This window comes from Candidatus Pelagadaptatus aseana, assembly GCF_040362265.1.
Lineage (GTDB): Bacteria > Pseudomonadota > Gammaproteobacteria > Pseudomonadales > Cellvibrionaceae > Pelagadaptatus > Pelagadaptatus aseana.
Map to the genome: position 1 here is coordinate 14,528 of NZ_BAABNJ010000011.1, position 25,514 is coordinate 40,041.

Annotated in this window: 22 protein-coding genes; 16 read left to right on the forward strand and 6 right to left on the reverse strand. The window is 53.9% G+C overall.

Annotated elements, in window-relative coordinates:
• Window positions 1-11 precede the first annotated feature (11 nt).
• Window positions 12-4,883, reverse strand: a complete 4,872-nt coding sequence (locus tag ACPXV9_RS14910) for a response regulator (RefSeq protein WP_423898692.1) — start codon at window positions 4,881-4,883, stop codon at window positions 12-14.
• Window positions 4,884-5,038: 155 nt separating this feature from the next.
• Between ACPXV9_RS14910 and yegS the strand changes: the two genes are divergently transcribed.
• The 4 genes from yegS to ACPXV9_RS14930 all read left to right on the forward strand — a co-directional run bounded on the left by yegS (window position 5,039) and on the right by ACPXV9_RS14930 (window position 9,726).
• Window positions 5,039-5,941, forward strand: a complete 903-nt coding sequence (gene yegS, locus ACPXV9_RS14915; protein ID WP_423898694.1) for a lipid kinase YegS — start codon at window positions 5,039-5,041, stop codon at window positions 5,939-5,941.
• A 116-nt stretch (window positions 5,942-6,057) separates the two neighbouring features.
• A complete protein-coding gene (locus tag ACPXV9_RS14920) occupies window positions 6,058-6,300 on the forward strand; it encodes a hypothetical protein (protein WP_423898697.1) in 243 nt (80 codons plus the stop codon).
• Window positions 6,301-6,364: 64 nt separating this feature from the next.
• Window positions 6,365-8,557 (forward strand): DNA helicase II, encoded by a 2,193-nt coding sequence (gene uvrD / locus ACPXV9_RS14925; RefSeq protein WP_423898699.1) that lies wholly within the window; start codon window positions 6,365-6,367, stop codon window positions 8,555-8,557.
• Between the two features lie 32 nt (window positions 8,558-8,589).
• Window positions 8,590-9,726: a TRAP transporter substrate-binding protein gene (locus ACPXV9_RS14930; protein ID WP_423898702.1), complete on the forward strand. Its 1,137-nt coding sequence runs from the start codon at window positions 8,590-8,592 to the stop codon at window positions 9,724-9,726.
• A gap of 366 nt (window positions 9,727-10,092) precedes the next feature.
• On the opposite strand, the gene ACPXV9_RS14935 is transcribed toward ACPXV9_RS14930, so the two are convergent.
• The 3 genes from ACPXV9_RS14935 to ACPXV9_RS14945 form a co-directional block, all read right to left on the reverse strand.
• Window positions 10,093-10,485 (reverse strand): acyl-CoA thioesterase, encoded by a 393-nt coding sequence (locus tag ACPXV9_RS14935; protein WP_423898793.1) that lies wholly within the window; start codon window positions 10,483-10,485, stop codon window positions 10,093-10,095.
• Window positions 10,486-10,559: 74 nt separating this feature from the next.
• A complete protein-coding gene (locus ACPXV9_RS14940) occupies window positions 10,560-11,927 on the reverse strand; it encodes a TRAP transporter large permease (RefSeq protein WP_423898705.1) in 1,368 nt (455 codons plus the stop codon).
• Window positions 11,920-12,366, reverse strand: coding sequence for a TRAP transporter small permease subunit (locus tag ACPXV9_RS14945; protein ID WP_423898707.1), 447 nt, complete (start codon window positions 12,364-12,366; stop codon window positions 11,920-11,922). The genes ACPXV9_RS14940 and ACPXV9_RS14945 overlap by 8 nt, the downstream gene beginning before the upstream one ends.
• A gap of 346 nt (window positions 12,367-12,712) precedes the next feature.
• Between ACPXV9_RS14945 and ACPXV9_RS14950 the strand changes: the two genes are divergently transcribed.
• The 6 genes from ACPXV9_RS14950 (at window position 12,713) to ACPXV9_RS14975 (ending at window position 18,714) form a co-directional block, all read left to right on the forward strand.
• Window positions 12,713-13,786 carry a PstS family phosphate ABC transporter substrate-binding protein gene (locus tag ACPXV9_RS14950; RefSeq protein WP_423898795.1) on the forward strand — a complete coding sequence of 358 codons (1,074 nt, stop codon included), beginning with the start codon at window positions 12,713-12,715 and terminating at the stop codon, window positions 13,784-13,786.
• A 277-nt stretch (window positions 13,787-14,063) separates the two neighbouring features.
• Window positions 14,064-15,473 carry a phosphate ABC transporter permease subunit PstC gene (gene pstC / locus ACPXV9_RS14955; RefSeq protein ID WP_423898709.1) on the forward strand — a complete coding sequence of 470 codons (1,410 nt, stop codon included), beginning with the start codon at window positions 14,064-14,066 and terminating at the stop codon, window positions 15,471-15,473.
• Window positions 15,466-16,746 (forward strand): phosphate ABC transporter permease PstA, encoded by a 1,281-nt coding sequence (gene pstA / locus ACPXV9_RS14960; RefSeq protein WP_423898710.1) that lies wholly within the window; start codon window positions 15,466-15,468, stop codon window positions 16,744-16,746. Before pstC ends, pstA begins: the two co-directional genes overlap by 8 nt.
• Window positions 16,747-16,866: 120 nt before the next feature.
• Entirely contained in the window at window positions 16,867-17,613 is a 747-nt protein-coding gene (pstB, locus tag ACPXV9_RS14965) for a phosphate ABC transporter ATP-binding protein PstB (RefSeq protein WP_423898798.1), read from the forward strand.
• A gap of 40 nt (window positions 17,614-17,653) precedes the next feature.
• Complete coding sequence (phoU, locus tag ACPXV9_RS14970; protein WP_423898800.1) at window positions 17,654-18,385, forward strand: phosphate signaling complex protein PhoU; 732 nt, start codon at window positions 17,654-17,656, stop codon at window positions 18,383-18,385.
• 107 nt (window positions 18,386-18,492) lie between these two features.
• Window positions 18,493-18,714: a hypothetical protein gene (locus tag ACPXV9_RS14975; RefSeq protein ID WP_423898712.1), complete on the forward strand. Its 222-nt coding sequence runs from the start codon at window positions 18,493-18,495 to the stop codon at window positions 18,712-18,714.
• Window positions 18,715-18,786: 72 nt separating this feature from the next.
• Here the strand turns inward: ACPXV9_RS14975 and ACPXV9_RS14980 are convergent, their stop codons facing one another.
• Complete coding sequence (locus ACPXV9_RS14980; protein WP_423898714.1) at window positions 18,787-20,076, reverse strand: M48 family metalloprotease; 1,290 nt, start codon at window positions 20,074-20,076, stop codon at window positions 18,787-18,789.
• 88 nt (window positions 20,077-20,164) lie between these two features.
• On the opposite strand from ACPXV9_RS14980, the gene ACPXV9_RS14985 reads away from it, so the two are divergent.
• The 4 genes from ACPXV9_RS14985 to ACPXV9_RS15000 all read left to right on the forward strand — a co-directional run bounded on the left by ACPXV9_RS14985 (window position 20,165) and on the right by ACPXV9_RS15000 (window position 23,069).
• Window positions 20,165-20,641, forward strand: coding sequence for a DUF4265 domain-containing protein (locus ACPXV9_RS14985; RefSeq protein ID WP_423898716.1), 477 nt, complete (start codon window positions 20,165-20,167; stop codon window positions 20,639-20,641).
• 12 nt (window positions 20,642-20,653) lie between these two features.
• Window positions 20,654-21,427, forward strand: a complete 774-nt coding sequence (gene yaaA / locus ACPXV9_RS14990; protein ID WP_423898717.1) for a peroxide stress protein YaaA — start codon at window positions 20,654-20,656, stop codon at window positions 21,425-21,427.
• 67 nt (window positions 21,428-21,494) lie between these two features.
• The gene (locus ACPXV9_RS14995; protein ID WP_423898719.1) at window positions 21,495-22,457 is read left to right on the forward strand and encodes a response regulator; all 963 of its coding nucleotides are present in this window, start codon (window positions 21,495-21,497) and stop codon (window positions 22,455-22,457) included.
• Window positions 22,458-22,475: 18 nt separating this feature from the next.
• A complete protein-coding gene (locus ACPXV9_RS15000; RefSeq protein ID WP_423898722.1) occupies window positions 22,476-23,069 on the forward strand; it encodes a DUF938 domain-containing protein in 594 nt (197 codons plus the stop codon).
• Here the strand turns inward: ACPXV9_RS15000 and ACPXV9_RS15005 are convergent.
• On the reverse strand, window positions 23,066-23,674 hold the full coding sequence (locus ACPXV9_RS15005) for a TetR/AcrR family transcriptional regulator (RefSeq protein WP_423898724.1): 609 nt from the start codon (window positions 23,672-23,674) through the stop codon (window positions 23,066-23,068). The genes ACPXV9_RS15000 and ACPXV9_RS15005 overlap by 4 nt on opposite strands.
• Window positions 23,675-23,853: 179 nt before the next feature.
• Here ACPXV9_RS15005 and ACPXV9_RS15010 point away from each other — a divergent pair, with 179 nt between their 5' ends.
• On the forward strand, window positions 23,854-25,011 hold the full coding sequence (locus ACPXV9_RS15010) for an acyl-CoA dehydrogenase family protein (RefSeq protein WP_423898726.1): 1,158 nt from the start codon (window positions 23,854-23,856) through the stop codon (window positions 25,009-25,011).
• A gap of 9 nt (window positions 25,012-25,020) precedes the next feature.
• The gene (locus ACPXV9_RS15015) at window positions 25,021-25,500 is read left to right on the forward strand and encodes a MaoC/PaaZ C-terminal domain-containing protein (RefSeq protein WP_423898729.1); all 480 of its coding nucleotides are present in this window, start codon (window positions 25,021-25,023) and stop codon (window positions 25,498-25,500) included.
• Window positions 25,501-25,514: the final 14 nt, after the last annotated feature.

Below are 25,514 nucleotides of genomic sequence, written 5' to 3' on the forward strand. Positions count from 1 at the left end.
CTTTTTTGTATTCAGCTATGGGCCTCCATATGCTGATTCAGCAGTGCTTCGGCTTGTTCAAAGTCGAACTGATCCACGGCATCGGCAATAGCTTCCAGCAGTGCCACCATATCGGCATCATCAGCGTAAAACCCCCGCAGCTTGTTAACCGCAGTCAGCGCCTCGGCATCGCTGTCGGCCAGCAATTGCCTCAGGTGATCGAAGCTTTCCTGTGACTGGGAAGAATCTGCCGGAATGGCAGGTTGATCGTCAGGCAGTCCCGCTAAAATATTGGGAATGACCCGCTCGAGTTTGGCCTGCACGACATCCAGAGTCGCCAGAATCTCAGCGTCCGGGCGCTCTTCACTGCACTGCAATTCAAGAGCGGCGGCGGCCTGCTGTACTTCGTTGGCGGCGATATTGGCGGCCACCCCTTTCAGCGTGTGTGCTACCCGGGCTTTGGTCTGTTCATCATTGTCGGTCATGCTGTCGAGAAAGCGCTGTTTGAAATCGGCTTCCCGATGGGCAAATTTTCTCAGTAAAGAGACATACAGCTCACTGTTACCCTGACAGGTTTCCAGTCCGGCGCCGACATTGATCCCTTCAATATCGGGTAAAGCTGTTGCAGTTGCATTGTCTGGCAGCCTTTTCGCCTTGGGATTGGCTGGTTGCGCGGGGGTGATCCAGCGCGCCATGGTCATAAATAATTCACGGCGCTGGATGGGCTTGGCGATGTGGTCATTCATCCCGGCGGCCAGTACTTTCTCCTTATCGCCGGCCATGGCGTTAGCGGTCATGGCCAGAATGGGTAAATCCCGAAACTGATCCTGTTCGCGAATTTTGCCGGTGGCTTCATAACCATCCATAACCGGCATCTGGCAATCCATCAATACGCCATCAAATTGCTCGGTAGCGAGCTTATCCAGAGCCTCCTGACCATTGATTGCAGTCGCAACGGAAATATTCTGGCGCTCAAGCACATCCACGGCCAGTTCCATATTGATGTCGTTGTCTTCAACCAGCAACACTCTGGCACCGGCCAGTTTCAGAGAGGCTTGCTCGATCTCTTCTTCGCGATCCCCGCTGCGGGTGCTGATGGCGATTTCTTTGCCCTTGGCCAGCAGGATGGTATCAAGCAGGGTCGAAGGCGTGACCGGTTTGGTCAGGAAGCCCTTGATATCCACTTGCGAGGCGGCTTCAACAGCGGATTCCCTACCATAGGCTGTCACCATGATAATGGTGGGCGGCGTGGACAGCTTGTCGTCATTTTGAATCAGCCGGGTGGTTTCAATGCCGTCCAGTTCGGGCATCTTCCAGTCCATGATCACCAGATCGTAGGGAACCCCCTCCTGCTCGGCCTGCTCCAGTACCCCCAGAGCGTCCAAGCCGTTGGTTGCGAGCTCCACCCGCAGACCGAAGCGATCGAGGATACTGCCGATAATCTCTCGAGAGCTGCTGTTGTCATCCACTACCAAGACCCGCATAGGAGCAATGTCACTGATATCGGCTCGGGCAATATTAGCGCTGCTGATGGTTAATTTGGCGCTAAAGGTGAAGGTGGAACCTTGTCCGGGGGCGCTTTCACAGGAAATCTCGCCCCCCATCAATTCGGTCAGGCTTTTACTGATGGTCAGACCCAGGCCGGTACCTCCGAACTTTCGGGTGGTTGAGGTATCGGCTTGAGAAAACGAGTCGAACAGGCTGCGCTGCATGTCTTTGTCGATGCCAATGCCGGTATCCTTGATCTCAAATTGCAGGGTGACATCATCGCCCTGGCGCGATTGCTGTGACACGCGGATGATCACTTCCCCTTGCTCGGTAAATTTCACCGCGTTATTGCCCAGGTTCAGCAAGATTTGTCCCAGTCTCAAGGGGTCGCCAATCAGCGAGGATGGCAGCTGATCCTCGAGATCGAACATCAACTCCAGGCCTTTCTCTTCGGCCTTGAAGGCCAGCAGCCCGCCAATGTTGTCGAGCACGTCTTCCAGGCGAAAATCAATGGCCTCGACATTGAGTTTGCCGGCTTCGATTTTGGAAAAGTCGAGAATGTCGTTGATGATGCCAAGCAGTGATTCGGCCGAGCGATGGACTTTGTTGATGTAGTTGTACTGGGATGGGTTGAGGTCTGTATCCAGTGCCAGTTCGGCCATACCGATGATGGCGTTCATGGGGGTACGGATTTCATGGCTCATATTGGCCAGAAACTCCCCCTTGGCCTGAGTGGCCTCAACGGCGCGCTCTTTGGCGTTGATCAGGTCTATTTCCATTTTACGGCGCAGGGTGATATCGCGAATGGCCGCAAACACCAGCAACCCCTCATCGGTATGCAATGGGCTCAGGCTGATCTCAACCGGTATTTCTCGGTTGCTTTTGGTCTTGGCCAGCAGTTCCCGACCACTGCCCATGGCACGGACTCTGGGGGCTTCGAAATACTCCTGACGCATTTTTGGGTGGTGCGCGCGAATGGCATCGGGCAGTAACATTTCAATTTTTTCGCCCAGCAACTCCTCCTTGCCATAACCAAAGGTCTTCTCGGCTTCGCGGTTAACAAAGGCAATGTCGCCCTGATTGTTGATGATAATGACACTGTCCGGGGCCGCTTCCAGTAACCCCTGAAACTTACCCTCCATCAATTTGCGATCATTGATGTCGAGTACCGTACCGTGCAGCTCCAACGGGCTGCCTTGTTGGTCATAGATTGCCTGCCCTTTTTCAAACACCCAGGCGATGGTGCCATTGGCTTTGATAATACGGTACTCGAGGGTGTAATCCTGATGATTCTCGACGGCGTTATGGGCGGCGTTACTGACGTAATCGCGGTCATCCGGATGGATGATGTCATTCCAGGACCGCTCGCGATTGTTAATAAAACCTTCACTGGAGTATCCGGTAACCAGTTCAGCGTTAGGACTGAGGTATTGCATGGTCCAGTGTTCATCCAGTTGGCAGCTATAGGCAGCACCCGGGATGGTATCAACCAGTGCGCCGAGCTGACGTTCGCGCTCGGCAATGGCTGCTTGGAATTTGTTGCGCTCGGCCTCCCGTCGGCGCGACATTTTCATCATCATCGCCAGAGTTATGGCGATCACCAGAATCGTTAAAGACGGCGCAATATTGGAGGCCGACCACCTGGGATAGGTTTGTTCATTGGCCGCGGTGGCGATCATGGTTAAGGTGCGGTTGCCAATGCGGATGCTGTAATTCTGGCTCAGTGGCATGGCATTGTTGGCTTCGTTGTAAATTCTGGATGTGTGCCAATGGACCTGCTCGGGCGCATCCGCGTCCGTGGCATCGATGAACTCCATATTCAGGCCGGCCGGCTTCAGGTAATCCGCCAGGATGTTGCTGATCATCACTCCCGGTTCAATGGTGATGCCGACAAACCCCAACAAATGGTCTGGCCCAGAGGTCTGTTCCCTGAAAATGGGCATCATCGCCTCGACCAATTTGGTCGTCCGGCCATCCTCCTCCAGCGTGATCACCGATGAAAGGGTGATGGAGCGCTCAATAAGAGCCTGTTCAATCGACACGGGGGAAAACAGCTGGCCCGAATTGGCCGGGCTGTAGCCCAACCAGTTTTTATTGGTCTGGAAGGGCTCGATAAAAGTCACGGGGAAATAGTCTTTGGCCTCAATCGCTGCTGTTTCACCGGTCTTAGTCATGCCATAAATGTTAAAGCCGGTGCCCAGAAGCTCGGCTTGACGCTGCTCAAAGCCGGCCTTTTCAGAGGCTGGCACGACAGGCATCCACTGAACGGATCGAATCCCGGCATAGCGGTTGGTGTCGGCGCTCGACAACTTGCGAAACTCTTCCTGGGTCACTTCTTCTGAAGCGTAAAACAGGGCTTGGGCCCGATACAGATTTTCCAGATACAGGGTGGCCATTTGAGTGATCGAGTTGCCCCGGTGCTCCACTTCCGAATAAAAATTCTGTCGCACCCGGGCTTCAAAGTTACTTTGCAGCAGCTGAAAAATGGAGGCTGACAGAATGACGCCGAGCAACAACACCATGGATGGATCCACTTTAAGATGGCGTCGGATACCCTGGTCTTTGGCAAATCGCTGCTGGTTGATGGTGAGAATCGCAGCGATGGTGGAAATCAGCCCGAACAACAACATGCTCTCATCGGCGTAGCCGCTGTGCACGCCGGACAATTCCTGCAGACTTTGCTCATAAGCGTGCATGGCTTGCCAGAGTGTTGCGGTCAGGGTCAATCCGAAAATACCGACTGGCCAGCTTAACCAGGCGGCAAAGGTCTGCTCACTGTGCTTGTTGTAGTAACTGTGTACGCCATGATTGAACAGTCCCGCGCCCAGCAGAATAAAGCCGGCCGAGGTATGGACCGCCATTTTTGTCAATGCCCCCCAGCCGTAAGTGGTTTGCACACCGGATAGATAACCGCTGAACGCTACCAGTCCCAGTGCGGCAATGACCGACCCCAGTGTTGCGGTTATGGCGTCCTGACGATCGCTGGTTGGTCTTGACGCATAGACCAGGGCAACACCAACCAAACCGAAACAGAGAGCCGTATTGGGCGCCATGCGGCCGGGGTGAGAGGTGTTGATGTCTATGTAGTGCTGCATAAACAGCTGATCCAGCCCAAGGTTCCAGCCAAACAGGTATTGGCACAAGGTCAGCCAACCTAGGATGGCAACCAGACTGCCTAACAGTTTGGTGATGCCGGTGGCCATTTGATTGAGTGTCAGTAGCCCCAAACCGGATAATAGAAATCCCAGCGCGGTGTTGTACTGCATGGGTACAAAGCTCGGGTTTACCTGAATCAGATTAACGTTCTCTGTGTACCAGCCCACAAGCACCAACGCCCCCATCAGTGTCGACAGTGTCGCCAGCACATTGCTGATGGTGAGCGAATGATATGTTGCGGGGGTAGCTGAGTTGAGCATGGATGCTTCCAGAAAAGTCCGATTTTAAATGACAGGATGGCTCATAATAGCTTGGCCTGCCACGGGGTAACAGTTGAGTTATCGGACTTGACCCAAAGACGGGAAAGCTGCTTACATCAACGGCTGTTGACAGCCATTACCCGAGCCCGAAATTTATGAAAGCGTTTATTGCCCTGAACGGAAAGAAAGCCGGTCGTGAAGACATCCGTGCCGCCATTTATGAATTGCGCGAGCAGGGCATGGATCTGCACGTACGCGTTACCTGGGAAGGAGGAGATCTGGCCTGGATCCTGGACGAAGCCTGCCGCGCCGGTGCTGATCGAATCATCGTCGGTGGTGGTGATGGCAGTCTTAATGAAATGACCGAAGCGCTGATGAAAATCCCTGCCGAGCAGCGCATACCCATGGGTATATTGCCGCTCGGCACGGCCAACGATTTTGCCAATGGCAATAATGTACCGCTCGAACCCAAAGCGGCTTTGCAGTTGGCGCTGCAAGAGTCGGCGGTAGCGGTCGATGTCATCCGGGTCAATAACAACCACTGCCTGAATATGGTGACGGCCGGTTTTGGCGCCAAGGTGACTGCGGAAACGCCGGTGGATTTGAAAAACTTTCTCGGTGGCGGCGCCTATGTGTTGTCCGGCATGGTACAGGCCCTGAATTTTGTCCCCTACTCCGGCACTATCACCGTCGATGGCAAAACCTACGACAGCAATGTGGTTGTGGCCGCATTGGGCAATGGCCGTCAGGCCGGTGGCGGGCAGGTGCTTTGCCCTCACGCCTACCTGAATGATGGCTATATGGATTTGCTGCTGATTGAGAGCTTCGATGTCGCCAATATCAATACCGTAGTGATGGAACTGACGGACCTGAAAACCTCTGGCGAGTTTGTTAAACGCATCAGGCTGAAAAGCATGGAGGCGGAAACCAAGTCGGATATCCCCATCAATCTCGATGGTGAGCCTCTGGTGGACCGTCGGTTGTCGATACAGCTGGAGCCACTGGCTGTAGAGGTGATAGTACCGGCTACATCCCCGTGCCTGTTGCCTGGGGCCTGATGGTTCAACCTGTGTTACGGGCTGTACACTTTGCAGCCACAATCCACCACATACGAACAGCCGCCCACATCGCACAATAACCTCATTGATTCATAGAATTTGTTTGAGGTGATGTCATGGGCATGCAAGAAAAATTCAGTATTCGCCGCCCCAGAAGCTTTGATGAGCACTATTCAAAGCTCAGTGGTGCGCAGATCAGCACCATCTATGCGCTTACCCAGATGGGCTACGCCCTCTACTTTGTCAGAATGGTGTCTCAGGTATTGCCCTATGCGGTATTGAAATACGATCAGGCAATTGTGGGAGTGGATCATCAGGGCAACGTCGATTTTGCTCCAAAGCTGGAGTTGCGGGACTGAACTTCTTTCTCAATCGGGGTGCATCGATCGACTGTTGGCGTCCATTGTCTGATAAACTGTCGCGATGGACGTTTCCTTTATTCTCAATGACTTAAACGATGCTCAGCGCGAGGCGGTAACCGCTGCCGCAACCAATCAATTGATTCTCGCCGGCGCTGGCAGTGGCAAAACCCGGGTGTTGGTGCACCGCATCGCCTGGCTGATTCAGGTTGAGCAGGTATCCCCCTATTCCATTCTGGCCGTTACCTTTACCAATAAGGCGGCGCGGGAAATGCGTGGCCGGATCGAAGAACTGTTGGGCACCAACCCCAGAGCCATGTGGGTGGGCACTTTTCACGGTATTGCCCACCGGTTGCTGAAGCAGCACTGGCAGGAAGCGGGCTTGCCGCAAAACTTTCAAATTCTCGACAGTGATGATCAGTTGCGTCTGATCAAGCGGGTATCCCAGGCGCTGCAGCTGGATGAAAAACAGTGGCCGGCGAAACAATCCCAATGGTTTATCAACGCCCAGAAAGATGAGGGTTTACGGCCGGACTATATTCAGGAAACCGGCGACCCCTACATCACCACCATGGTCAAGGTCTATCGCGAGTACGAAGCCGCCTGTGAACGTGGCGGCATGGTGGATTTTGGCGAGTTGCTGCTGCGCTCCCACGAGCTCTGGCTTAACAACCCCCAGCTGCTGGCTCATTATCAGCAGCGCTTCCCGTTTATTCTGGTGGACGAATTTCAGGACACCAACACCATCCAGTACGCCTGGTTGCGGGTGCTGGCAGGCAATCAGTGCAAGGTTACCGCCGTGGGTGATGACGATCAGTCCATCTATGGCTGGCGCGGCGCCAAGATTGAAAATATCCAGAAAGTCGAGACCGACTTCAGTGAGGTGCAGACGGTTCGTCTGGAACAGAATTACCGCTCCACCAAAACCATTCTGCAGGCCGCCAACGCCGTGATTGATAACAACAGCGAGCGGCTGGGCAAAAACCTCTGGACTGACGGTGACAAAGGCGAGGCCATTGACCTCTACGCCGCGTTCAACGAGCAGGATGAAGCGCGCTATATCGCTGATCGCATTCAATCCTGGGTGAACGCCGGCAGCAACCGCAGTGAGTGCGCCATACTCTATCGCTCCAATGCCCAGTCGCGGGTGCTGGAAGAAGCCCTGCTGCGCGAATCTATTCCCTACCGTATCTACGGTGGTCAGCGCTTCTATGAACGGCTGGAAATCCGCAATGCTCTGGCCTATCTGCGCCTGCTGGTAAACAACGAAGACGATGCCGCGTTTGAGCGGGTTATCAATACCCCGACCCGCGGCATAGGCAATAAAACCGTCGACAGCGTGCGTCTGTTTGCCCGTGAACAGGGTTGCTCCCTGTGGCGCGCGGCGGGTGGGATTCTGGCCAACAAGGCACTGCCCGCCAGAGCCTGCACCGCCATTGCCGGTTTTATGGAGCTGATCGACAGCCTGCGTCAACGCACCTTCGGCATGCCGCTGGAACAGCTGGTGCACGAGGTGATTCACAACAGTGGCCTGTACGATTTTCACAAACAGGAAAAAGGTGAAAAGGGACTGGCAAGGATAGAGAACCTCGATGAGCTGGTGAACGCCTGTGGCGCTTTTGAGCCAGACAACAGTGAATCTGACAGCGACGAAACTGACAGCAACCATCAGGCATTGATGGAATTTCTCGATACCGCTGCGCTGGATGCCGGTGAAGCTCAGGCCGATGAGTTCGAAGACGCGGTGCAGATGATGACCCTGCACTCGGCCAAGGGTCTGGAGTTTCCCCTGGTGTTTCTTGCCGGTGCCGAGGAAAACCTGTTTCCCCATCGCATGTCGTCGGAGGAGCCGGGCCGCATGGAGGAGGAGCGACGCCTTTGCTACGTGGGCATTACCCGCGCCATGCAAAAGCTGGTGATCACTCACGCCGAGAGTCGCAGACTGCACGGCAGTGACAGCTATAATCCGGTATCGCGTTTTGTGCGTGAGATACCGGCCGAACTGCTCAACGAGGTGCGCATCAAAAACACCGTAACCCGCCCGGTCAGTTTTGAACGCAAGCGGCCCCAAGCCCTGAGTGACGAGGGTGAAAATACCGGCTTTTATCTCGGGCAAAAGGTCAAGCACCCGATGTTTGGCGACGGTAAAATTACCCACTTTGAAGGCGATGGCAGTAGCGCACGGGTTCAGGTAAATTTCACCGAAGCCGGCAGCAAATGGCTGGTGCTGAAGTTTGCCAAGCTTGAAGCCCTGTAATCGACACCATTTAATAATAAAAAAGTAAAACCATGACCTCACAAACTCAAAAAAACTGGCAGCCTGTCATTATCCTCGGGCTGCTGGCTCTCTGTGTCATTCTGTTCTGGCAGTTGGTGTTGGCCAAGGCCGGCCAAACCCAGACGGCAACCGAGCAGGACACTCAGGCCGGCTCGCAGCAAACCTGGGAGTGGAAGCTGGTGACCACCTGGCCCAAGAATTTCCCGGGACTGGGCTCGGCGGCGGTGAATTTTGCCAAGTTGATGGATGAGATGACCGATGGTCGCTTTCAGGTAAAAGTCTATGGTGCCGGTGAACTGGTGCCGGCACTGGGTGTGTTTGATGCGGTGTCCTCCGGCAGTGCCGAAGCCGGTCATGGCGCAGCCTACTACTGGAAAGGCAAGATACCAGCCTCGGTGTTTTTTACCTCCGTACCCTTTGGTATGAACGCTCAGGAGATGAATGGCTGGCTCCACTATGGTGGCGGCCTTGAGTTGTGGCGAGAGCTTTACGCGCCGTTCAATATTGTACCCTTTGCCGGTGGCAATACCGGCGTTCAGATGGCGGGCTGGTTCAACAAAGAGATCAATACCATTGATGACCTCAAAGGCCTGAAGATGCGCATCCCGGGTTTGGCCGGGCAAGTGTTCAATCGCGCCGGCGGTTCCTCCATCAATATTCCCGGCGGCGAGCTCTACACCTCGCTGCAAACCGGCGTGATCGATGCCACCGAGTGGGTGGGTCCCTACAACGATCTGGCCTTTGGCTTTTATCAGGTGGCCAAGTACTACTATGTGCCGGGTTGGCACGAACCGGGTGCGACGCTGGAGCTGATCATCAACAAAAAAGCTTACGAAGCCCTGCCGGATGATATTCGTGCCATGGTGGATACCGCCGCGCGCATGGCCAATCAGGATATGCTCGATGAATACACCGCGCGCAATAACTCTGCCCTGCAGGAACTGATTGAAAAGCACAATGTGCAGGTGAAATCCTTCCCCAAACCGGTCTGGAAAGAGCTGGAAACCATTGCCCATCAGGTCTATGCCGAGGAATCGGAAAAGGACGCCGACTTTAAGCGGGTCTACGAGCACTACGAGGCGTTTCGCGAAGGTGCCCGCAATTATCATTTGATTTCTGAGAAGGCGTATTACGATCTTCAGGAATGATTTTGGAGTTTTTATTTAGCTAGGTTTCGCCTACTCCCATTGACCTCTGACTTCGCAATGAGAATTTTGTGTGCCTTATTTTAGTTTGGCACACCAAGGTCCCTTGTGAGTTGCCGAACGGAGAGATGAGATTAGGGTAAATCGCACAGGATGTGCGATTTAGATGTGTCGCGCAGGGATGCGCGTATATACCGACCCGTGAGATCAGCTCGCAGTGAGGGAAGCCGAAGGCCAACGACCGGGGTGTGCTTTTCTTTGCTTCGGTTTCTTTTGCACAAGCAAAAGAAATGAAGTCGCCCAGCAAGGGCGAAACCTAGCTAGAAGGTTACTCAAATAAAGAAATAAGCTCAAAACCTGCCGCACCACTTAAAGCGTAATCTGCCGCGTGCGCCCATTGTCATCAATCGCCACATACACAAACGCCCCTTCGGTGGCTTTATAGCGTTCGCCATTGATCGGGTTGGTCAGCCAGACATCCACCAGTACGCGAATCGAGGAGCGGCCTACCTCGGTGACACTGGTGTAACAGCTCACCATCGAACCCACGGGTACCGGGCGCAAAAACGCCATGCTGCCAGCGGCGACGGTGGTAACCCGTCCCTGAGCCAGTTCTGTAGCCTTGAGGGAGCCGGCCAGATCCATTTTTGACATCAGCCAGCCGCCGTAAATGTCGCCATTGGCGTTGGTGTTACTGGGCAGGGCGACTTCCTGCAGTGTCAGCTCGCCCTCCGGGGTTGGGTCATTGTCCATTTCATCAATTGAATCAATCACGTTCGTTTCTCTTGAGATAGTTGCATTATTATTTGGGTGTTCTTGGTTTCTGGCTCAGGCTGTTAATGGCTCAGGCCGGGCAGCCAGGTGGCCATGGCAGGCCAGATGGCGAGCATGATCATCATCAGCACCTGCAGGCCGATAAAGGGCACCACGCCACGGTAAATGGCCGCGGTGGGCACCGATTCCGGCGCCACGCCACGCAGATAAAACAGGGCAAAGCCAAAGGGGGGTGTCAGGAACGAGGTCTGCAGGTTCAGGGCGATCATAATGCCCAGCCAGACGGGGTCGAGTCCCATGGCCAGCAGAACCGGTCCCACAATGGGCACCACCACAAAAGTAATTTCAATAAAGTCCAGAATAAAGCCCAGCAGGAAGATTACGATCATAACCAGCAGGGTGGCGGTAAACACCCCGCCGGGCAGCTGAGCAAAGAACTCGGTGATCATCTCTTCACCACCAAAACCCCTGAATACCAGCGAGAACAGTGAGGCACCGATCAGGATGGTAAACACCATGGCGGTGGTCTCAGTGGTGGCGCGTACCACCTCGCCCATTTTCTGCCAGCTCAATTGTTTTTTCGACAGCGCCAGCAATGTGGCACCAATGGCGCCGACACCGGCGGCCTCTGTGGGCGTGGCGGCACCGGAAATAATCGAGCCCAGCACCAGAATGATCAACAAAATCGGGGGGGCCAGACTGGCGATCAATTCGATGGTGGACAGGTCATCGTCTTCGGCGGGTGTTGGCGGAGCGGCCTGTGGGTTGCGCAAGGCGGTAACCAGCAGGTAGCCAATATAGAGCCCAACCAGCATCAATCCGGGGATCAGGGCTCCCATAAACAGGTCGCCGACTGATACCGGTTGCGGGTTGAAAATACCCATCTGCAGTTGCGCCTGCTGGTAGGCATTGGAGAGGATGTCACCCAGCAATACCAGCGCAATAGAGGGTGGAATGATCTGCCCCAGAGTACCGGTTGCGCAAATGGTACCGGTCGCCAGCTCAGGGCTGTAGCCGCGCTTGAGCATGGTCGGCAGTGACATCAGCCCCATGGTGACCACAGTAGCGCCGACAATACCGGTGCAGGCTGCCAGCAACATACCGACTATGACCACGGAAATCCCCATACCCGCGGGCATGCGACCGCAGGCCTTGGCCATATTGTCGAGCAGCTGTTCCGCCAGATGCGACCGCTCCAGCATAACCCCCATCAGCACAAACAGCGGCACAGCCACCAGCGTGTAATTGTTGATGGTGCCAAATACCCGGTCGGGGAAGGCCAGTAGCAGAGCGGGATCAAAATGACCGCTGATAATGCCGAGACCAGCACAAAGCAAGGCGGTACCGGCCAGAGTAAAGGCGACCGGATAGCCCAGCATCAGGCACAGGCAGACCAGCAAAAACATCAGGAATGGCAGCGCCTCAATCATCGCTGGCCTCCTGTTCAGAGCCATCGATTAAAATCAGCAGGCTCTTGAGGGTTTCCGCCAGCCCCTGAAGCGCCAGGGTGATGGCCATCAGAGGGATCATGGACTTCAACAGGAAGACGGCGGGAATGCCATCAGCGTTACCCGAGGCCTCCCGGATGCGCCAGGAAGAGGCAGCAAAATCCCAACTGATAAATACCATAAAGGCGCACAAAGGCAGTAAAAATACGATGCCGCCAATGGCGTTGACCCAGGCCTGTCGGGTCGGGGAAAACTTGCGGTAGAAGATGTCCACTCGCACGTGGCCATCGCGCTTGAGGGTATAGGCCGCGCCCAGCAGAAAGACGGCGGCATGCATATAGGTAATGGATTCCTGCAGGGCAACCGAGCCGATGGACAAACCATAGCGCAACACCACCACGGCCAGAGTGACAATCACCATAAGCAATGTCAGCCAGGATACCGCCCGCCCGGTGAACTCTGAGCAATTTTCCAAAAAGTGGATCGTCGGCCTGATCTGCCCGGACATCCCATCCCCCAAATTATTATTGTTGTGCCAGCAATGACGCGCCCGGCTCTGTGGCGGGCTAAAAGAGCAGCAGTATACCTGAAGCTGTTTCTATAAAAGAGGGTTATAAGGGCTTTTCCGCCTAACAATTGCGCAAAAATCAACGCTGTAACATTGCTGTAACAATTGAGTAATACATTTGTCACCATTGAAACCTAGCATGGCTGGCGATCATTTATTGGTCTCTATCTTATTGGAGGATACTGTGAAAAAAACAATTATGACTGCCACCCTGGCGGCTACTGCTATTTTGAATACCCAGGTTGCTTCTGCGGCCCGTGACTACATCAGTGTTGTTGGTTCATCCACTGTTTACCCATTCGCTACTGTTGTGGCAGAGCGTTTCGGTAAGAGCACCAACTTCAAGACCCCTAAAATTGAATCCACCGGTTCCGGTGGCGGTTTGAAGTTGTTCTGCCAAGGTGTTGGCGTAACCCACCCTGACATCACCAACGCTTCTCGTCGCATCAAGTCTTCCGAAGTTCAGCTGTGTGCTGACAACGGCGTAAAAGACATCACTGAAGTTCTGATCGGCTACGACGGTATTGTTATCGGCAATTCCAAAAAGTCTGCGCAAATGGAAATTACCCGTAAGGATCTGTTCCTGGCTCTGGCCAAGCGCATTCCTAACCCGGATGGTTCCGAGACTCTGATCAACAACCCTCACAAGCTGTGGAGCGACGTTAACCCGGCTCTGCCAGCAACCAAAATTGAGGTTCTGGGCCCACCACCAACTTCCGGTACCCGCGACGCTTTCGCCGAGCTGGCGATGGAAGGTGGCTGTAAGAAATTTGGCTGGATTGCCAACATCAAGAAAGAATCCAAAGCCGAGAAAAAGCTGGGCAACAAAAAAGCCGCCAAAGAGCTGAAAAACAAGTACAAGGGAATCTGTCACACCGTTCGTGAAGATGGTCCTTACATCGAAGCCGGTGAGAACGATAACCTGATCGTTCAGAAGCTGAATGCCAACCCTAACGCGCTGGGCATCTTCGGTTTCAGCTTCCTGGACCAAAACGCTGATCAGATTCAGGGTTCCAAAGTAGACGGTCAAGATCCTACTTTCGAAACCATTGCTGACGGCAGCTACCCGGTTTCTCGTCCGCTGTACTTCTACGTGAAGAAAGCACACGTTGGCACCATTCCTGGTATGGCGGAATACCTGAAAGAGTTCACCAGTGAGAAAGCGTTTGGTGAAGAAGGTTACCTGACAGAGAAAGGCATGATTCCTCTGTCTGACGAAGAGCGTACTCGCGTAAGAACCGATGCGACTTCTTTGAACAATCTGCAACTGTAATCAGTAGAGTTGTTCTTCTCTCCTTAGTCCGGCTCTGTTAATGACGAGCATGGATAGCCCGCATAGATAATTTGATTTATGCGGGCCTTTTTCTGAGGGGGCATGGGTAGAGAAGGCTAAACAGAGCTTTAAAGTCGGAATTTTAAAAACAGGCATGTGAAGCACCTGTCTGCTTTTAGGGTTTCTGTATAATCGCCCCACTTTCGGGGCTTTGTTTTGCTCGGGTGAAGCAAAATATTCAGGCGCTATGGATTCGCCATTTGATGGATTGGAGTTTATGGATACATCAACATTATTTATGACACTGCTGATTGTGATTGCAGTGGCTTACGTATCAGGCCGCAAGCGGGCCATGTCGTTGGCCGATAAATCCAAAGGCGGTTTCAGCAATCTGAATTCGCTGCCGTTTTACCATGGTGCGTTGGCTGCACTGTGGTGTGGTATTCCCAGCCTGTTGTTGCTGCTGGGTTGGAAGTTGTTTGAAAACAGCATCATTGAAAATCTCATTATTTCAGGGTTTCCCGACGCGGTAAAAAGCCTGCCGGAATCCGAGCTGGGATTGATGATGAATACGGTGCGCAATATTGCCGAAGGTGCCAATATCGGTGTTGATCCTGCGCCCTATCTGCTGGAAGCGGCGGCCAGATTGCAAGACGTTGAGGCCACCAGTCAGTTTGGCGTAACAGCCATTACCATTTCCTTGTGCGTTGCCTTTGCCTGTGCCGCCATCTGGCACATCTATCCAGAAAAGAAAGCGCGCAATCAGGTGGAGACCACCTTCAAAAATTTGCTGCTGGTGTCGGCCTCTCTGGCGATCTTTACCACCGTGGCGATTGTGTTTTCCGTGCTGTTCGAATCGCTGCGCTTTTTTGAAAAAGTGCCCTTCTTTGATTTTGTGTTTGGTCTGGAGTGGAGCCCGCAAATGGCCCTGCGCGCGGATCAGGTGGGTGGCTCCGGGGCCTTCGGTGCGGTACCGCTGTTTGCCGGTACCCTGTTGATTTCCTTTATTGCTCTTTTGGTAGCGGTTCCCAGTGGTTTGATGGCCGCCATTTATCTGTCCGAGTACGCGTCCACCAAAGTGCGTCAGATCGTCAAGCCTCTGCTGGAAATCCTCGCCGGTATCCCCACGGTGGTTTACGGCTTTTTTGCGGCGCTGACAGTAGCGCCGTTTATTCGCGATTCCGGCGGTTGGGTGGTGGACTTTATGGGTCTGCAAATGGTGGTGTCCTCCGAGAGTGCGCTGGCGGCCGGTCTGGTGATGGGCATTATGATTATCCCGTTTGTATCCTCCCTGTCTGATGATGTGATTGCGGCTGTTCCTCAGGCGATGCGCGATGGTTCTCTGGGGCTGGGCGCGACCAAATCCGAAACGGTTAAGAATGTGATTATCCCGGCAGCACTCCCCGGTATTGTGTCCGGTGTGTTGCTGGCGGCTTCCCGAGCCATCGGTGAAACCATGATTGTGGTGATGGCAGCGGGTCTTGCAGCCAATCTCACAGCGAACCCACTGGAATCGGTGACCACCGTCACGGTTCAGATTGTTACCCTGCTGGTGGGTGATCAGGAATTCGACAGTCCCAAGACGCTGTCCGCCTTTGCCCTGGGTCTGATGCTGTTTGTTGTGACCCTGTTGCTGAACGTTATCGCCCTGCACGTTGTTAAGAAATATCGAGAGCAGTATGAGTAAGAAAACCATCGAACTGGTCAATAAAAATCTGGCCAAACGCAAGCGTGCGGAAAAACGTTTTCGCCTCTACGGTATCAGTGCCATTGGCTTTGGTCTGGCCTGCCTGTTGTTTCTGTTTACCGACATCATTGGTAAGGGGCACACGGCTTTTCTGCAGACTTACGTCAAACTGAACGTCACCATGGATGCCGGGGTGCTGGAAATCTCGGACATCAATAATGAAACCGAGGTGGCGGCGGCCAATTATCAAGGCGTGATCAAGCAGGCCTTGCGAGACCGCTTCCCGGATGTGTCCGGCCGTCGCGATAAGCGCAAGCTGTATGCTCTGGTGAGTAACGGCGCAGGTTTTGATTTGCGCAAAGAGCTGGAAGCCAAGCCCGAGTTGCTGGGACAAAATTTTGATATTTGGGTTCTTGCCGATGATGACATCGATACCTACATCAAGAGTCGTGGTGATGATCCTGCGCAAGCCTTTACCGAACGCATGTCAGACAAGCAATTGCTGTGGGTAGAAACCCTGTTGGCTGAAGGTGCCATCGAGAAGCGTTTTAATCGCGTATTCTTTGAAAACGGTGATTCCCGTGAGCCGGAAATCGCCGGTATTCGCGGCGCTCTGATGGGGTCGCTGTTGACCTTGTTCGTGACCTTTATCTTGTCTTTCCCGATCGGTGTAGCAGCGGCTATTTATCTGGAAGAGTACGCTCCGAAAAATCGCTTTACCGATTTTATCGAAGTGAACATCAACAACCTGGCTGCGGTACCCTCCATTATCTTCGGCCTGTTGGGTCTGGCGATCTTTATTAATTTATTTGAAATGCAGCGCTCCATCCCGCTGGTGGGTGGTATGGTGCTGACGTTGATGACCCTGCCGACCATTATTATCTCCAGCCGTGCGGCGATTAAATCGGTACCGCCATCGATCAAAGAGGCGGCCATGGGTTTGGGTGCCTCGAAGATGCAGGTCATTTTGCACCACACATTGCCACTGGCGATGCCAGGGATGATGACCGGTGCCATTATCGGTATGGCTCAGGCACTGGGTGAAACCGCGCCGCTGCTGATGATCGGCATGGTGGCCTTTATTGTGGATATTCCCGGTGCCATCAACGATCCGGCTACTGCACTGCCGGTGCAGATTTTCCTGTGGTCGGACAGCCCGGAGCGCGCCTTTGTTGAGCGCACCTCTGCTGCGATTATGGTGTTGCTGGGCTTTTTGATTACGATGAACGCTGTTGCGGTGTGGATGCGCCGCCGCCTTGAGCGTCGCTGGTAAGCACTTGCCTGAACAAGTGACTGTTAAGAATTTGAGTATTGTATAAGTGAGGTCGTGGTGACGACGATTGATTTTGAAAACCAGGAAACCGTAGGCAGCTGCTTTGCCGACAACCCCAAGATGTCCATGCGCAATGTCGACGTCTTCTATGGTGACAAGCAGGCGATTTTTGATGTCAGTATGGACATTGGTGAAAACGAAGTAGTCGCCATGATTGGCCCGTCAGGTTGTGGTAAATCCACTTTCCTGCGCTGCCTCAACCGCATGAACGACACCATTGATATCTGCAAGGTGACCGGCTCATTAAAGCTGGAAGATCAGGATATCTACGATCCAAAATTGGATGTGGTGCCACTGCGCGCCCGCGTTGGCATGGTGTTCCAGAAGCCCAACCCGTTTCCCAAGTCCATCTATGAAAACGTGGCCTACGGCCCGAAAATCCACGGTTTGACCCGCAGTCGCGCCGAGCTGGACGAAGTGGTGGAAACCAGCCTGCAGAAGGCGGGTCTCTGGAACGAAGTCAAAGATCGCTTGCACGCCCCCGGTACCGGTTTGTCCGGTGGTCAGCAGCAGCGTCTGTGTATTGCCCGCACCATTGCGGTGAGCCCCGAAGTGATTCTGATGGATGAGCCCTGTTCGGCGCTGGACCCGATTGCGACGGCCAAGATCGAAGAATTGATTGCGGAATTGAAGGAAAACTTCACCATCGCCATCGTGACTCACTCTATGCAGCAGGCGGCTCGTGTATCCAGCCGCACCGCCTATTTCCATCTGGGCAAACTGATCGAGGTGAACGATACTGAAACTGTCTTCACCAATCCTGAACACGAATTGACCGAAGCCTACATTACCGGTCGCTTTGGTTAATAGATAGACTTGGGTTAATAGAATACAAGGCGCGAGATTCATTATGGATAAATTGAACCTGAATCAACACATCTCCAAGCAGTTCAACGCTGATCTGGAAGAGTTGAAAACCGATCTGTTGGAAATGGGTGGCTTGGTTGAGCAGCAGACCGTAGACGCGGTTGCGGCTATCATCAATGCGGACAGCCAACTGGCCGAGAAGGTGATTACTCACGAGGAAGACGTCGACCGCATGGAAATGGACATGGATGAGAAATGCATCCGCGTTCTGGCTCGTCGTCAGCCAGCGGCTTCCGACCTGCGCATGGTAATGATGGTAACCAAAATTACCCGCGATCTTGAGCGCATGGGCGATGAGGCGCACAAGGTGGCCGTCATGTCGATTCAGCTGGCGGAAAATGGCAAGGCTCCGCTCGGTTATGTGGAGCTGCGTCACATTGGCAAGATTGTCCACAAGATGGTGATCAAGGCCATGGATGCGTTTGCCCACTTCGATGTGGAGTTGGCACTGGATGTCGCCCGTAAAGACAAGAAAGTGGATCAGGAATACAAGTCTGCCATGCGCGAACTGGCCACTTATATGATGGAAGATCCCCGCTCTATTTCACGCTGCATGAACATCATCTGGGCGCTGCGTTCGCTGGAGCGCATCGGTGATCACGCTCGCAATATCGCCGAGCACGTGGTTTTTCTGGTGAAAGGCATGGATGTTCGTCATATCGAAGTCAAGGAAATGGAAAAGCGCATTCGCGCTGATCACGACGACGATTAATGACGCCAGTGGCGTAAATAAATTCCACAACAGGAGACGTTTTCCGTACAATCGGCCCCGATAGGAGGCTGTCAAAGCCTGTGAGTGAATTTGGAAGATTGTACCCTGTGCGAAATTTAGTGGTTATCAGTGTGGTTCTGGCCTTGATGGGCTGTGAGCCAAAGTCGGTTCTCAGGCAGATACCGGATCATGAGCTGGCGGAGCGTCGCAGCTACTGTCTGGATCATGAGCCCACAGCGCCGGGAAAAGCTCAGGCCTGTGAAAACATTCGTCGTGAATGCGAGCGACGCAAAGAAGAGCTCGGCAGTTATGTGTGTCGCCACCGTTAACGTCGTTGCTTCAGAACCAATTAAAAAGCCAGCGCTAAGCTGGCTTTTTTGTGCCCGGTAATTTTTCAGCGGCTATTGGTTTTGGGGGGCGGTTGGCTTGGGCAATAGCTTTTCCAATTGGGCATTGGCGTTCTTGCCAAGGTTGCCACCGCCCTTGGCGGCTTCCTGAAAGTATTTGATGGCCTCCTGCTTTTGCCCCAGCGCCAGCTTGGTCTCGCCGAGATAATACACCGCCGATTGGGTGGGCAGGATTTGGAGGCTGGCCATCAGATCCTGATCGGCCTGTTGGTAGCGCTTCAGGTGTTTGCCTGCAATGCCTTTACCCAGCAGTGGCATAAAGTACTCCGGGTGCAGCTGATGGGCCCGGGTAAAGGCGGTATTGGCGGTTTTAAACGTCTGGTTTTGCAGTGCCAATCGCCCCTTGGTGATCCAGAACAGGGGTTCTTTGGGCTGCTTATCGATGGCTTGCTGGGTCAGGCTGCGGGCTTTGGAGAAGTCTTCCTGAGCCGCTGCGGCTACCGCCTGCTGGTGCAGTTCATAGGCGGCCTGATCGCGATTGACCTGTGCCATGGCGCGCTGGAAGGCAGCTTTGTTGCGGATGCCACCGCGGACGGCTGCCGCGTGCTGGCGATTGGCGTCCACCCGTTGTTGTGACGGTGGGTGACTGGCAAACAGACCTTCGAGCCAGTTGCTTTGGCGGCTCTCAGACAGGCGCACAAAGGTTTGCTGTAATTCAACCGCGGCGGCGGGGTCGTAGCCCGCCAGAATCATATACTCAATACCGTAGGCATCGGCCTCCAGTTCCTGATCACGGCCATAATGAGCCTGATAGAGACCGGCGCCCAATTGGGCGCCGAGGCCGGCCAGCTGACCGTATTCATTAGATTGAGTGGCGATCTGAACCAGCTGGGTGCCAACCCCTAACAGCATGGACTGGGTCATCTGGGTGGCACTGTGGCGCGCTGCAGCGTGAACAATTTCATGGGCCAGTACGGCGGCCAGCTGGGCCTCGTCTTCGAGTTCGGTCAACAGGCCACGGTTGATGGCAATTTTGCCCCCGGGCAATGCCCAGGCGTTGGGGACGTCGTTATTGAGTACCACAAATTCATAGGGCAGCCCCGGGCGATGACTGACCTCTGCCAGCTGTTGGCCGATGCGATTGACGTAGACGGTCAAATCCGGGTCGACGGTATAGCGACCGCCCTGGGTTTGTTGGGAAGGGGCGTACTGCTTGGTACCCATACTGACTTCCTGAGCGGGCGAGATAATGCTCAACTGCTGCTCGCCTGTTACTGGATTGACACTGCAGCCGCTGAGCCACAATGTCAGCGACAGGATAATTGCAGTTAATCTGAGAGTCATGGTCACTTCCCTTTTCGATTTCACCTATAATGAACGGCTTTTGTGACAGAAATTCTGCCACAGACTGTGGATTTAGAGATAGTAACGGATGAACGCATTACAGGTTATTGAATTGTTTGCCGGCATTGGCCCGGATGGCAAACCGGTGGTTGAACGATTACCGGTGCGGGTCAATGAAGACGACAGTTGTCAGCTGGTTAAATCGCCGGCTTTTATCAAGGGCATTGCCAGTGGTGACACCATCAAACTGGTCCCCAACAGTCAGGAGTTCAATCTGATCAAGCGCAGTGGCAACCTGGCCATCCGGGTGATTTCCCGTGACGACATTGGCCCCATCGCCGAACAACTGACGCCACAGCTGGAAAAACTTGGCGGTGAGCTGGATACTGAAACCCCGCGTATGCTGGTCTACTCCATCCACGTCAGTTGTGGCTTTCAGGACATTGAGAAGATGCTTAACACCGTGGCGTCAGACAGTGTGATCTGGCTCTATGGCAACGTCTATGACCCTCAGGATGGCCAAACCCCATTAAACTGGTGGGAAGAGATTCTCAACGAAAAATAAGAGAGTAAATTGATGTTATTGGTAATTTCCCCAGCCAAGAATCTGGACTACGAAACCCCGGCAACCACCGATGTGGCCACGCAACCGGATTTTCTTGATGATGCTCAGGCGCTGATTGATGAGCTGCGTGAACTGGCCCCTCAGGACATTTCCAAGCTGATGAAAATCAGCGATAAACTGGGTGTGCTCAATTACGACCGCTACCAGCAGTGGCAGCGCCCCATGCAGTCGCCCGAGGCCAAACAGGCCATGTTGGCCTTTAATGGTGATGTCTACAATGGTTTGGATGCGGCCAGCTTTGACGCAGAGGAACTGGCGTTTGCTCAGGACCATTTGCGCATTCTTTCAGGGCTCTACGGGCTACTCCGCCCTCTGGATTTAATGGCCCCCTACCGTCTGGAGATGGGAACCAAATTTGCCAATGCCCGGGGTAATAATCTCTACAGTTTCTGGGGTGACATTATTACGGATGCCGTTAACGCCCAGTTACAGTCACTGAATACTGATGTATTGGTTAATCTGGCATCCAACGAATACTTTAAATCGGTGAAAGCCAAGCAATTGAATGCCGAGATCATTACCCCGGTGTTCAAAGACCAGAAAGGCGACCAGTACAAGGTCATCAGCTTCTACGCCAAAAAGGCCCGCGGCCTGATGTGTCATTATGCGATCAAAAACCGGATCACTGACGCCGAACAATTAAAGCAGTTTGATCTGGCGGGCTACGGTTACAATCAGGCCATGTCCTCGGATAAAGAGTGGGTGTTTACCCGCGACGAGCAATAAAGCAGCAATAAATAGCCGCCATCTGGGCTAGTCTTAAAATAACAACAACGAATCCAAGGGCCGTTTTATGGCAATTCGCTTTTTAGTGGTGGACGACGCCACCTTTATCAGGGACATGGTAAAGAAACAGCTGCGTGACCGTGTTCCCGGCGCCGAGGTGTTTGATGCCGCTGATGGCAATCGGGCCATTGCCCAGTTAAAGAAACAACGTGTGGATGTGATCCTCAGTGACTGGGAGATGCCGGGCATGAGTGGTGGTGAATTTCTGGAGTGGATTCGCAGCCATGAAGATTTCAGTGCCGTGCCGTTCATTATGGTAACCAGCCGGGGTGACCGGGACCATGTGATGAAAGCGGTTCAGGCCGGGGTGTCCGACTTTATTACCAAGCCCTTTTCGTCCGATGAGCTGATCAAGAAGGTTCTCAAACAGCTCAAAAAAATCAATAAGTTACCTCCCGCCCCAGGCAGTCAGAAACAGGCCGGGCAAACCCAGGGTGTGGCCATGGCCTCGGTTGACGCGCTGACTGGCGGCGCACCCTCGATAACCACTGCGCCCAAGGTGAAGCCCGCTGCGGAAAGCGACAGCGTTTCGGCCCTAACCGGTGGTGCATCCAGGCCTCAAGCCGCATCACAATCAAAGCCCGCTGCGACCAGTGACAGTGCCGCGGCCCTGACGGGTGCCGCGCCACCGCCAAAACCCAAAGCGGCACCCAAAAAAGGACGTCAAGGCAAGGCGCAGCTGCGCTTTTCCAATGCCACCTGCGCCTGCGTGATCAAGGATATGTCGTTGCAGGCCATGTCCGGATTGATGCAGCGCACCGATCCCTTGCCTAGCCTGTTTGATCAGGCCGTGGTTGATATTGAAACCGAATCCGGTGATGAAGTAGCCCGTGTCAATGGCTACCTCAGCAGCATGACGGCGGCAGAAAACAAGGTGGATACCCAGATCATCCGGGTAACCATCCAGTTTGTGGATAACGACCCGGAGAAGTTCGAGTTCCTCTCCAAATTCATCGCCAAAACGCGGTAACGGCTTCGGGTGACGGTTATGGAACGACCTTTTTCCCAGGCCTGTGTTAATAATCGCGAGCCGATTCTGGCTGTGCTCAAGCGGCACCTGCCTGGTCGACGCAAGCTGCTGGAAGTAGGCAGTGGTACGGGCCAGCACGCGGTGTACTTTGCGCCTGAGTTTCCCGAGCTACACTGGCAAACCAGTGACCTGGAGGAGAATCATGCCGCGATTCGCCTGTGGTTGCGCGATTGCCCCAGTGCCAATTTGGCCGACCCGCTAACGCTGGATGTTGCAAGCCCGCAATGGCCGGTGCTGGCGGTGGATGCTGTGTTTACCGCCAATACCCTGCACATTATGTCGTGGCCTCAGCCACAGCAGTGCCTTGAGGGTGTTGGGCGGGTGTTGCAGCAAGATGGGGTGCTGATTGTGTATGGCCCTTTCAACTATGAGGGCCGCTATACCAGTGACAGTAACGCCCAGTTTGATCAGTGGCTCAAGGCACAAGCACCCTGGCGGGCCATTCGGGATTTTGAAGCGGTGTGTGATTGTGCTGCAAAGGCCGGGCTGAGGCTACTGCAAGACTATCCTATGCCGGCCAATAATCGCTGTCTGGTGTTTGTCAGGGGTTAACGGAAAAACGCTCGGTAGACTTCATCGGCCAGCGCCTCCAGATTCAACTCCCCTTCCGCCTTGTACCAGTTGATGGTGTCGATCAGCGCACCGCGAATAAAACTGCGCAACAGAAAACCCTCCTGCTGGCAGAGGCCTTTGGCCTTGGCATCGTGCAGCGACTTTGACCACAGTTTTTCATAGACGCCACGGTATTCGAGTACCCGGGCCTGATTACCGGGGTTCAGGCTGCGCCATTCATAACCGAGAATCGTGAAGTCGTGGCCATGGCGCGAGTGGATGGCATCCAGTTCACAGCCAATCAGGGTTCTCAGTTCGGCTTCAGTGGTGTTGGCCTGTTTCAGTTGTTCCTGCAGGTGCGCCAGTGAAAAGCAGATGGTTTCCTCCATCACGCAGCGCAGGATCTCTTCTTTATTGGCAAAGTGATGAAAAATACTGCCCGACTGAATGCCGGTTGCCGCGGCAATATCCCGCACCGTGGTTTTCTCAAAGCCCTTCTGGCGAAACAGCAATCTAGCCTGTTGCAGCAGTCTTCCTTTGGCGGAATTTGGATCAGTGAGTGTGATGCCCTGCAGCAGTCGCTCGGGGGTAGCAGTTTCAGACAATGCCGGACTCCTAAAAGTGAATGACCTGTAATGTAAATAAAATCAATGGATTTGAATTCTATGGCACATTGACGACCAAGCAAGCGCTTGGTTAATCTAAAAACCAAGCGCTTGCTTGGTTCGTATTATTGGGAACCTGTCTTTATTTCGCAAGTGACAAAAACAACAGAGGCATAACCATGCTATTCAACACACAACACGAAGAAATACGGCGTACGGTACAAAGCTTTATCGCCAATGAAATCAATCCCCACGTGGATGAGTGGGAAAAGGACGGGATATTTCCCGCAAAAGAACTGTTTAAAAAGATGGGCAATCTGGGGCTGCTGGGGATTCACAAGCCAGAAGAATACGGTGGTATGGGCCTCGATTACAGTTACGAAACCGTGTTTGCCGAGGAATTGGGGGGCATCCACTGTGGAGCCTTGCCGATGGCAATCGGGGTGCAGACGGATATGGCGACACCGGCACTGGCCAAGTTTGGCAGTGAGGAATTGCGCCGTGATTTTCTGGCTCCGGCGATTGCCGGGGATATGGTGGTGTCCATTGCGGTGAGTGAGCCGCACGCCGGTTCCGATGTGGCGGCCATTAAAACCACCGCCAAAAAAGACGGCGACGACTACATCATCAACGGCACCAAAATGTGGATCACCAACTCCACCCAGGCCGATTATCTGTGCCTGCTGGCCAACACCAGTGACGGCAACAAGCACGCCAACAAATCCCTGATTGTGGTGCCCACCGATCTGCCCGGTGTCAGTTTCTCGGAGCGACTGAATAAGTTGGGCATGCGCTCGTCGGATACCGCCCAGGTGTTTCTCGATAATGTGCGCGTACCCCAGCGCTACCTGATCGGTGAAGAAGGCGCTGGCTTTATGTACCAGATGATCCAGTTTCAGGAGGAACGCATCTTTGGCGCCGCCAGTACCATTAAAGGGCTGGAATTGTGTGTCGATGCCACCATCGAATACGCCGGCCAGCGTCAGGCCTTTAATCAATCGATTCTCGACAATCAGGTAGTGCACTTCCGTCTGGCCGAATTGCAAACTGAAATCGAAGCAATGCGGGCGCTGACCTACGACGCCGTTGAGGGTTACATCAATGGCGTGGACGTTTCCCTCAAAGCTTCCATGGCAAAACTCAAGGCGGGTCGCCTGTCCCGTGAAGTGACCGATACCTGTCTGCAGTACTGGGGCGGTATGGGCTTTATGTGGGACAACCCGGTATCGCGCGCCTACCGCGACACCCGCCTGATCTCCATCGGCGGCGGCGCCGACGAAGTCATGCTGGGCATCATCTGCAAATTGATGGACATAGCTCCAAAACGAAAACAATAAGGAAGAGACATGACTGTCGCGATTATGCAACCGGGTAAAGCCAAAGAGTATTTCGAAGACTGTGAACTGGGCGAGACCATGCGCTCTCAGGGCCGCACTGTATCAGAAGCGGATATCCATCAGTTTGCCGGACTGACGGGCGACTGGAATCCACTGCACACCGACGCCGAGTTTGCCGCCCAGGGCCTGTTTGGTGAACGCATTGCCCATGGTCCACTGGTGTTTTCTCTGGGCATTGGCCTGAGTGTGCAAATTCCCAACGCCCTGCCCAAACATTTTATTGCCGCTTACGGCATTGACCGGGTGCGCTTCAGCGCCCCCACCAAAATTGGCGACACCCTCCATACCCAATTGGAAATCGTCAAACTGGACGCCAAAGACGACAACCTGGGGGTAGTGACAACCCAGGTCAATGTCATCAATCAGCGCGGCGAAACGGCCTGTAGCTATCAGGCCAAGGCTGCCGTTGCCCGGCGTCCCCAACCCTAGAGCTGCACACAGAT

Bases quoted from the DNA above. Each gene is read 5' to 3' on its own strand.
- ACPXV9_RS14910 (WP_423898692.1), bottom strand. From the start codon at position 4,883: ATGCTCAACTCAGCTACCCCCGCAACATATCATTCGCTCACCATCAGC.
- yegS (WP_423898694.1), top strand. From the start codon at position 5,039: ATGAAAGCGTTTATTGCCCTGAACGGAAAGAAAGCCGGTCGTGAAGAC.
- ACPXV9_RS14920 (WP_423898697.1), top strand. From the start codon at position 6,058: ATGGGCATGCAAGAAAAATTCAGTATTCGCCGCCCCAGAAGCTTTGAT.
- uvrD (WP_423898699.1), top strand. From the start codon at position 6,365: ATGGACGTTTCCTTTATTCTCAATGACTTAAACGATGCTCAGCGCGAG.
- ACPXV9_RS14930 (WP_423898702.1), top strand. From the start codon at position 8,590: ATGACCTCACAAACTCAAAAAAACTGGCAGCCTGTCATTATCCTCGGG.
- ACPXV9_RS14940 (WP_423898705.1), bottom strand. From the start codon at position 11,927: ATGATTGAGGCGCTGCCATTCCTGATGTTTTTGCTGGTCTGCCTGTGC.
- ACPXV9_RS14945 (WP_423898707.1), bottom strand. From the start codon at position 12,366: ATGGTGATTGTCACTCTGGCCGTGGTGGTGTTGCGCTATGGTTTGTCC.
- ACPXV9_RS14950 (WP_423898795.1), top strand. From the start codon at position 12,713: ATGACTGCCACCCTGGCGGCTACTGCTATTTTGAATACCCAGGTTGCT.
- pstC (WP_423898709.1), top strand. From the start codon at position 14,064: ATGGATACATCAACATTATTTATGACACTGCTGATTGTGATTGCAGTG.
- pstA (WP_423898710.1), top strand. From the start codon at position 15,466: ATGAGTAAGAAAACCATCGAACTGGTCAATAAAAATCTGGCCAAACGC.
- pstB (WP_423898798.1), top strand. From the start codon at position 16,867: ATGTCCATGCGCAATGTCGACGTCTTCTATGGTGACAAGCAGGCGATT.
- ACPXV9_RS14980 (WP_423898714.1), bottom strand. From the start codon at position 20,076: ATGACTCTCAGATTAACTGCAATTATCCTGTCGCTGACATTGTGGCTC.
- ACPXV9_RS14985 (WP_423898716.1), top strand. From the start codon at position 20,165: ATGAACGCATTACAGGTTATTGAATTGTTTGCCGGCATTGGCCCGGAT.
- yaaA (WP_423898717.1), top strand. From the start codon at position 20,654: ATGTTATTGGTAATTTCCCCAGCCAAGAATCTGGACTACGAAACCCCG.
- ACPXV9_RS14995 (WP_423898719.1), top strand. From the start codon at position 21,495: ATGGCAATTCGCTTTTTAGTGGTGGACGACGCCACCTTTATCAGGGAC.
- ACPXV9_RS15000 (WP_423898722.1), top strand. From the start codon at position 22,476: ATGGAACGACCTTTTTCCCAGGCCTGTGTTAATAATCGCGAGCCGATT.
- ACPXV9_RS15010 (WP_423898726.1), top strand. From the start codon at position 23,854: ATGCTATTCAACACACAACACGAAGAAATACGGCGTACGGTACAAAGC.
- ACPXV9_RS15015 (WP_423898729.1), top strand. From the start codon at position 25,021: ATGACTGTCGCGATTATGCAACCGGGTAAAGCCAAAGAGTATTTCGAA.